Consider the following 8,975-nt stretch of genomic DNA (forward strand, 5'->3'; position numbering starts at 1 on the left):
GAGAGATTCCGATTTCAATCGCTGGGCTGTGTCCCAATCGGACTTCGGCAAAAACCTGGACGATCTGAAGAATCTATACAGCCGCCTTAGCCGGAGATTGACCCAGTTCTTGACTGTGGATCTTTGGGAGCAGGACAGGGCGCGCATCCGGGCGGAAAAGGAATTGAGGCAGCTGCGCCGGAAGGCGGGCAAGGGCCAGGCCAGCGTTGATGAAAAACGCCGGATTACGGAGCTGGAAGATGAGCTTCGGGATGCCCGCATGCCGCATGAGCACTTCAACGACGATATCTGGCGCAAGAAGCGCGGGCTCCTCAACCAAATGGACAGGGAATTGACGGAAGTCTACGAGTACTACCTGGGCCGTCTGGCTGACGGGATTGCCTACGTGGACGAGACCACAGACCAAGGGAAGGCAATCTATGACGACTATCTGGGCCGGCTGAACGAGTGGGCCGGGCGCTGGGACGCGCAGATTCAAACTCACGCCGCGCAAGTCAAGAGTTTGCAAACAGAGATTCAGAACACTCAAAAGGCTTTGGCCCAAAAGCGGCCCGAATCCAGAGCGTACAAGAGCCAGCGGGCGGAATTGAGGGAATTGGAGCGCAGGCTTGAGCAAACCCAAGACCACCTGGCTCAGCTTCAGGCCAGATTCCAAACTGTCCAAGCGCTTCTGGCTGAAATCCAAGATCCGAACCAGCGGGATGACCGAGCCAAACGCATTCGTGACCACATGCAGGTGTTGAATAAGACCGAACAGGAATACTTTTCCATCATTCAGGGAGAGGTTGGAAAGAACGAGCAGGACGCAGCCCAGCTGGAGTCCACCTTGAGCGGCCGCGCTACAGACGCGGACTTCCTGCCCTATGTCAATGAGGCGGATGCCAAGGGGCTTAAGAAACTAAGCAGGGGTTTAAGGAAAACCGGGAATTTGCGCCTGACCAAGGGATGGGTTCGCTTTCTGATGGGGCCTGGGGCGACTGCGGTTGGCCTGGGTGTTCTGGTGGCCGGGCTGGCTGCCTTGATCGGGATCCCCAGCCTAATAGCCTTTGGTTTTGTTTTTGCCGTGACGGTCGTGGGGCTCGTGGCCGGTGTGGGCGTGGCCATGCTCACCGGTTTCATGGGTTCCAGGACATTGACCCGGTACACGCCGGCTCAAGAGGAAATCCCACAGCCGTTGTCCCTGGGCGGAAGGCTTTTGGGCACTCTGGGCCGCGCTGCCGTGGCTGTGGGGACCACCACTTTGACAATGGCTGTGATCGGATTGCTGTTCATGGGTTCCGGGGCAATGATCGGCTTAATGGCCGCGGTTGGTATCACAATTGGTGTGGCATCACTCCTGAGCTTGCGGGGCATTGACCGCTCCCATTCCACCCGGGTGGGGGCCAACACGCGTTGGGCCAGACCCCTGGCCGCAGGTCTATTGGTAGCAGGGTGGTTTGGCCGCTTTGTCACGGTGATTGCTGCTGTAAGCATTGCTATACCCGTTTTGGCAGGAACCCTGGTTCTCTCCTTCCCCATTATCGGATCCTTAGCCGCTGCCTCTGCCCTGACCTATTTTACGTATAAGGCAGGCTCGAATTATCACCGCGCCATGGCCATGGTGGAGCTGATGGAAGAGCTCAGGCCCAGTAGCGGACTGGCTTTCACACAAGGGTCGGGGATCTTAGGTTTGGGCCCCTCCAGGCAGGATAGACTGCTCGCTCTCTTGGGAGGAAAAAGGAAAGTGCGCAACGCTCTTGGTGGGGAGGATCTTGGCACACTCCAAGGTGTGTCTTTTAGTCAGTACGACGGCACCTACACGCTTGAGTTTGATGCGGGTAAGCTCAGTGTTACAGCGGAAGGGGACTGGGTTGTTTCGAATTTGGATGGGAAGAATAAACTGGCCCGGAAGGGCGACCGCAACCGCGGGAATGTGGCGCTGCGTATTACTGGGCTTATCCTGGCGGTGGCTGTTGTTACCTTGGCAGGGGGGCCGATTGTGGGGATTGGTCTTACCCTCTTTGCCGGTTGGACAGGTATCGGGATTGCCAGTGTGAGTTCCGGGGGTTTACTGGCCTCCTTAGCCGTAGGATACCTTGCCCTTTTTGTGTCGCCGCTCATCGGCGAGTTCTTAATGGGTTCGCTTCTGGACGGTCTGAATAAAATTCCTTTTGTCCGTGAGCATTTCATTATCTCGAAGGATTCCCGGTTGTGGGCCAAGCTCCATGGGGCGCCGCGCCGGGGGCTCTCCGCCTATTGGGACCAGTCCATTTGGCCGCTGGTCGTAGGTGTTCCCTATATGCCGGGTAAGTTCTTTGGGCGCATTAAGCTTTGGATGCGCCGGGGACGCGAGACCCAGGCTCCGGGCATTCCCTTGCTTTCCGCGACCATGACTTTCCGTGAGGCCCACTCCACTATGAGCGCCTCAGCCATGAATCGCACTCTGCCCAATTACGCGCGCGCCTTGGGAATGGGCTTTGCAGAGGATACTCTTGTGGGAATGCCGGCCGGCGCTGTGCCGGAAGAAGACCCTGAGACACCGGCCGCCGCTCTGAGCCTGATGGCCTGGTACATGGAGATTATGGAGCACAACAAGTTTAACCGTGCCACGGCCCGGGCCTTTATGGATAGGAAAGGGCAGGGGTGGTCTTTGGGCGCGGATGAACTGCTGGGTGAATCCTTCCTCAAAGAAGCTTTTGGCGAGGATGCCGAAGATGTGCGGCGATTCCTGAAGGTGGCCCCTTACCTGCAGGCCATGAGAATGCAGCAGGTCAAGATGGACCCCATGCACCATGCGGCAGGGATCTACTCCTATTTGATTACCGCGTTTACGAACCAGCCCGTCGCGCAGGAACTCCTGGGACCGGTGCCCTTAGGAACTCCCGATGCCCAGCGGATCTATGATTTTGTGGAAACCTTGAATGAATTGCTGCGGGAAGCGCAAGCAGCGGCAATGGGATCACCGGATGCAGTGGCGCCCGAAGGCCCCTTGCGTGAGGCTGAAAAGCTGCTGCGTATCCGGATCGGCAACGGGAACCCTTGGAACCCGGTGGACTACCTGGTGCCTGCAGCCATCGCAACCGCGGCCGTGGAACAGAAAAAATCCGTGCGCGAGGTCATGGAGGAATTGGATGCCGCGCTCGGAGAACAACCCAGTGCCGATGATATTCAATCGTTGCCGCCCATGCGGAGTATTGGGCTGGGTCCCCGGGCGCCCACCGGTCCCGCGGCGCCTGGTGGTCCGGCTGCACCTGCTGCGCCGACCCGGCAGGTTAGTCCACCGTTGGCCGCTACCTCGCCAGGGGCCGCAACCCTCACTCGGACCGCAACCCCGGCGCCAACCCAACCCGCATCGGCTGATGCGGCTGCGGCGGCTGCCCTGCCTGATCTCAGCGGACATTCAGTTGAGGAACTTACGGATCTCTATATCCGGAATGTGCGGGCAGCTACCCTTCCCTTTGCGCGTTCGCGGCCTTTGAGTCCCGAGAATATCCAGGCCGGATGGAATGAGGCTTCTGCTGCCCTTCAGGAGCTCGTGATCCGAATGCGGGACATTCCGCAGAGCCGGGTTTTGGCCGGTTACTTCAGGGAAAATCCGGCCAAGCTGGAAGAACTGACTCAGGGGATGATGAGCGAGGTGGGTGCTGGACAGCCCCTGACTCGGGCTCATTTGGCAGTTCTCTATGTGTTGATTAATAACCGCGTCCTTTTCTCTCCAAATGACTATGAGAATAGAGATCTGTCAAATTGGCTCACCAATCAAATGTCTGAGCTGCTTAAGAATGCTGAGGGCTCGCTTACTCCTTTACAGCAGGGAGCACAGGGTGTTCTCGATGTCCTTCGGCTTGCTGTTTTGGCTCAGAAGACGCGGCCGGTTGCCGGCGATGCCCCTGTCACTGACCGCGCGATTGGGGACGTGCGTCAGACTCCGGCTCTGTCCAAAGCAGGAAGTCTGATGGTCGAGACAGTGGGGCTGGCGGACGCGGAACGAGACGCGATGGCCCAAGGTGCAGTAGAGCGCGCAGAGCAACGCTATGAGTTGGTGAATGTCCGGGAGCAGGAGTGGGAAACAGTACAGAGTGCGGAGCAGGAAGAGAGAACAGTCAAGACTTTGGATCAATTGCTGCTCGAGCGGATAGGTGAGATTGAGGCAGGGATTGGCCCGGATGAAGTGGATCCGGTCTGGGATCTCGAGCATCGCAGGGCTGGCCTGCAGGCCTTGAGAGAATTGATCGGAGATAAAAGGGTTGCCTTGCGCATTGCGCGTAAGTTGCCCAATCTCTTGGTGAATGAGGATGGTCAAGTTGTGGAGCAGTTTATCGGCCGGCCGGCTTTCGCAATTTCTGAGGTTGAAGGGGAAACACTCAAGATTACCTTGGCCCGCAATCCGTATTTGGTGAGGCCTCTTGAATTCAATGCAATGGCCGAGGATGTGCAGAGGCAGTTTCTCAATATGGAGCTGGATTGGTACTTACAGCTGCTTTTGCAGGAAACCCTGGAGAAGCGCGGGGTTGACGGCGTTCCATTGCAGGGAGCCCGGGCTTCTCATACCGTGGGGGCCACTCTCATGGCCTTGATTACGGGGCAGCCGGTATCTTCCGTGATCCAGGGCAAGCTTTCATCCGCAGCGCGGGCTGGGGAAGAGGGACGGGAGGTTCTAAGGGAGATCTTGCGCGAGACAGATTGGATTGAGAACCACTTGGGCATGTTCGAGGAAGTCTTGCAAGGACCGGTTCTGCGATCGGCTCGAGAAGTCAGGAGAATGGCTGCTGCCTTGCTGTCAGACCCGCTGCTAGGTTACGTGGCGGATTCTGTGGTAGCCGCAGATTTGGTGAATCGTGTGCACGGAGCAATGAATAGCGATATTGCGGAGCGTGTGAGTGACCAGCAGTATGAGCTTGTGATTGATGCAGGCACCTTGATTCAAGAAGTCTCTGCGGGTAACTGGCAGATTCGCGGAGGATTAGAGCTTGAACGGGGTGATCTGGCGGGATTTCTGCAGCAGCTTGTGGCGCAGATCAATCACGGAAAGGTGACGTTCCGGATTGTGGGGACCTCAAACGGACATGCCGAGGAAACAATCAGGGAGGTCTTGGGCATTGCAGATAATACTGAGGGTGTGGCTGTTGTTGGCTTTGAAGAAATTTCCCAGGCCGGATCCGTGGCCGCGCATATGCAGCAAGAGGGGGCATCCGGGAAGCTTTATGGTGCAACGTTCCTGAGAAACAATGCGAGCTCCGAGATCTTCTTTGGAGAAGATAACTCTGGGAAGAGTGTGTTCCGGAACTTTACGGAAGTAGAAGAGCCCGCAGATTCTAATCAGGCAATCTCTCCGGCGCGAGTTATTTTGGCCAGCGTGTTGGATGCGCTCAATATCAGTCAGGAGTCTGCTCAGAATGCTCTGGTAGGTTTGGACGACGAAGCCTTGATGAACTTCTTTGTGGATGAGGTATTTGATAAGGGAGTCTTGCAGCCGATAACACTGGATACCACGTTCCAGGAGATCCGAGCGGCAGAACTCATTATGCAGCAAGTCTAAGGGCCTGGGGATTGGATAGGTCTTTGTTACGAAAGGGCGGAGATGGCTGTGGATACAAGGCTTGCGACCGAGGACCCCGGAAGCGTACCCGGAGCGGTACGCTGAGGATGGCCGAGGGAGCCTAACGCAGGAGACACAGGCAGATCCGTACCTTGTAGTAGAAGGCCTATCCAAACTCCAGGCTTGGGCAGAGGCGGCGCAAACCCACCCCCACTCCTCGGGGGCTACCAACGATAAAAGCCTAGTCGCCTCTGCCCAATTTCTTTGTAGGGACGGTTCTCAGCATCCTCTACTGTGACAACGAGTTCCGTGAGAACCGTCCCCATCCGGCCACTCATTTTTCACCCCCATACGAAACCACAAATATTTACAATAATAGACAATAATGTATACTTATTACTATGAAACTGGAGATGCTCATCACATGGGTGGGAGACCAGCCTTGCTTTGATTTGGCCACCTTGGTTCAGCTCTCGAACGAAAGGCGTGAGAGCATCCGCACGCAGCTCTACCGTTGGGCGCGGGACGGGAAGGTTTGCCCTTTGCGCCGGGGGATGTATACTCTGGCAGAGCCATTTCGCAAGGTCCCCGTCAATACGGCGGAACTTGCAAACCGGCTCTATGCTCCATCCTATCTGAGCACGTTTTGGGCCTTGTCTTACTATGGGTTGATCCCAGAAATGACCGTGGTCCTGACCTCAGTAACGCGCAGGGTCCCGAGGCTATTTGAGAATGCCTTTGGCCGCTTTCAGTACACACACATCAAGTCGGAAGGCTTCTTCGGCTATCGCCCTATGGAGATTCTCGGCAGAGAGGTCTTGATGGCCGAGCCTGAGAAGGCACTGCTGGACCTTTGGTACTTGGGGAAGGGAGAGTGGGTTCAGCCCAGGATTGTGGAGATGCGTTTTCAGAACACCGATGCGCTCAATCTGAAGAAACTTGAGGATTATGCGCAGAGATTCGAATCTCCTCGCCTGCAGCGGGCGTTGGAAGGGTTTATGAAGTTTGCCGCAGCAGAACAAGACGGCGAGGTTGAACTATGAAAGACAAGGCATTGATGCTGGCTGCGAGTGCGTCCACTCCAGCAATGAAGTTGAATGTGCTTCGGGAATATTTACAGGCCATGGTGTTGCGCTCCTTGCACGAGGAGGAAGCGTTTCGGAGCATCTCCTTTGTGGGTGGAACAGCGCTCAGGTTTCTGTTTGGGATGAGGCGTTTTTCCGAGGATTTGGACTTTTCTATGGAGAGCCCCGAAGGATATGCTTTCGAGGGTTGGATGCGGAAGGTGAAACGAGATTTCGCGTTGTCGGGCTTTGATGTGACCGTGAAGATCAAGAAAGAAAACACGGTTAATGTGGCTTGGATCAAGACTCGCGGGATTCTTAAAGAGGCTGGATTGTCGCAGCTTCCGGACCAGAACTTGTCCATCAAGGTTGATGTGGACACCAAACCTCCTGCCGGTGCTGTGAGCAGAACTCAGCTTGTGAGGCGACACCTCACCTTTGCTCTGCGGCACCACGAACTGCCGTCGCTCATGGCCGGAAAGCTGCATGCGCTCATCACGCGGGCCTACGCGAAGGGGCGGGATTGGTATGATTTGGTGTGGTACCTGACACATCGTCCCCCACTCCAGCCGAACGAAATCCTGCTGCAGAATGCCCTGGATCAGACTGAGGGGAAAGGCCGCTTCGATAGCGCGCGTTGGCGCGAACATGTATGGGACAGACTCCAGCAGATCGACTGGGGGAAGATCGGCCCTGACGTTGTGAACTTCCTGGAAAGTCCTCAGGAGGCGCAGCTCTTGACCAAGGAGAACCTTGAGTCCGTGCTGGGTGCCCGGAGTTGAGATGGAATCTAAACTTCATATTGCATTTTGAACTAAGGTCCAATGGTTAAACCGGCCAAAAAAGAGATCATTGCCGTGCTGGAGGAAATGGCTGTTTTCCTCGAGCTTTTGGGCGCCAACCCCTTTAAGGTGCGGGCCTTTGCCAACGGCGCCCGGGTGCTGGAGGGCATGGGTGGGGATATAGCCCCCTATATAGAGGAAGGCGGGTTGTCCCAAATCAAGGGGATTGGCCCGGGTCTTATCCGGGTGATTACCGAGCTCTGGGAGACCGGGGCGTCCTCGGACTACGAGGAGTTGCGCTCCGAGGTGCCTGAGGGCCTGCTGGAAATGCTGCGGATCCAGGGTTTGGGGCCCAAGCGGGTGAAGGCCATCCACGAAAAGCTCGGCGTAGACACCCTGGCCGAGCTCGAATATGCCTGCAATGAGAACCGCCTTTCGGCGCTTGAAGGCTTTGGGGCCAAGACCCAGGCCAATGTGCTCAAAGGTATCGACCAACTCAAGCGCTACCGCAATCAGCATCTTTACAGCAGTGCTATTCAGGAAGCTGAAGCTTTCTTGGAGGAACTTCAGTTGCTCAAGGGCGTGAAGCGCGCCTCCATTGCGGGCAGCCTGCGCCGGCGCAAGGAAGTCATCAAAGATATTGATCTCTTGGCCGCAGCCGCGGATTCAAAACCGGTAATGGAGTGGTTTGTGAAGCACCCCAGTGTGGTGGATCTCATTGCCCATGGCGAGACCAAGTCCAGCGTGCGTTTGAAATCAGGTATCCAGTGCGATCTGCGCGTGGTGAGCGACAAGGAATTTCCCTACGCGCTCCACCACTTTACGGGCTCCAAAGAACACAATGTGGCTATGCGCGGGCGCGCCCAGGGCTTGGGCTACAAGATGAATGAATACGGGCTTTTTCAAGGCGGGAAGTTGGTTTCTTGCAAGTCCGAGGAAGAGATCTTTGCGAAATTGGGGATGGATTGGTTGCCGCCGGAATTGCGCGAGGACCGCGGTGAAATCACGGCTGCGGAGCAAAAGAGGCTTCCCAGGATTTTGGACTGGGAGGATCTGCGGGGCGCTTTTCATGTGCATACGGATGCCAGCGACGGAGCAGCCCCGCTCAAGAAGATGACGGATTCGGCCCGGAAACTCGGCTGGGCCTATGTGGGGATTTCCGACCACAGCCAGACCGCTAACTATGCGCACGGGCTCGACCCCAAGCGCGTTAAGGAGCAGCAGGCGGAGATTGACGCGCTCAATCAGAGATACAAGGGCGCGTTCAGGGTCTTCAAGGGGATCGAGTCGGATATTTTGCCGGACGGCAGCTTGGATTATTCGGACAAGGTGCTGGCGAGTTTTGATTTTGTGATTGGCTCGATCCACTCGAACTTCAAAATGACGGCCCGGCAGCAGACAGCGCGGCTCGTTAAAGCCATGAAGAACAAGCATCTGACCATGCTGGGGCATTTGACCGGACGCTTGCTTCTGGGCCGGGACGGATATGAGTTCGACTTGGAAGAAATCCTCCGCGTGGCAGCGGACTTGGGTGTGGCCATTGAGATCAACGCCAACCCCCACCGCCTGGACCTGGATTGGCGGAACTGCCGGCGCGCAAAGGACTTAGGA

General features: G+C 56.5%; 4 protein-coding genes. All 4 read left to right on the plus strand.

Annotated elements, in window-relative coordinates:
- The first annotated feature begins 28 nt into the window (after positions 1-28).
- Positions 29-5,518, plus strand: a complete 5,490-nt coding sequence (locus tag JW937_02175; GenBank protein MBN1586219.1) for a hypothetical protein — start codon at positions 29-31, stop codon at positions 5,516-5,518.
- 401 nt (positions 5,519-5,919) lie between these two features.
- The gene (locus tag JW937_02180; GenBank protein MBN1586220.1) at positions 5,920-6,561 is read left to right on the plus strand and encodes a hypothetical protein; all 642 of its coding nucleotides are present in this window, start codon (positions 5,920-5,922) and stop codon (positions 6,559-6,561) included.
- Complete coding sequence (locus JW937_02185; protein MBN1586221.1) at positions 6,558-7,364, plus strand: nucleotidyl transferase AbiEii/AbiGii toxin family protein; 807 nt, start codon at positions 6,558-6,560, stop codon at positions 7,362-7,364. The genes JW937_02180 and JW937_02185 overlap by 4 nt, the downstream gene beginning before the upstream one ends.
- 42 nt (positions 7,365-7,406) lie before the next feature.
- On the plus strand, positions 7,407-8,975 hold a 1,569-nt coding region (gene polX / locus JW937_02190; GenBank protein MBN1586222.1), incomplete at its 3' end, for a DNA polymerase/3'-5' exonuclease PolX.

This window comes from Candidatus Omnitrophota bacterium, from assembly GCA_016929445.1.
Lineage (GTDB): Bacteria > Omnitrophota > Gorgyraeia > JAFGIU01 > JAFGIU01 > JAFGIU01.

Coding starts and splice junctions, on each gene's coding strand:
- JW937_02185 (MBN1586221.1), top strand. CDS start 6,558: ATGAAAGACAAGGCATTGATGCTGGCTGCGAGTGCGTCCACTCCAGCA.
- JW937_02180 (MBN1586220.1), top strand. CDS start 5,920: ATGAAACTGGAGATGCTCATCACATGGGTGGGAGACCAGCCTTGCTTT.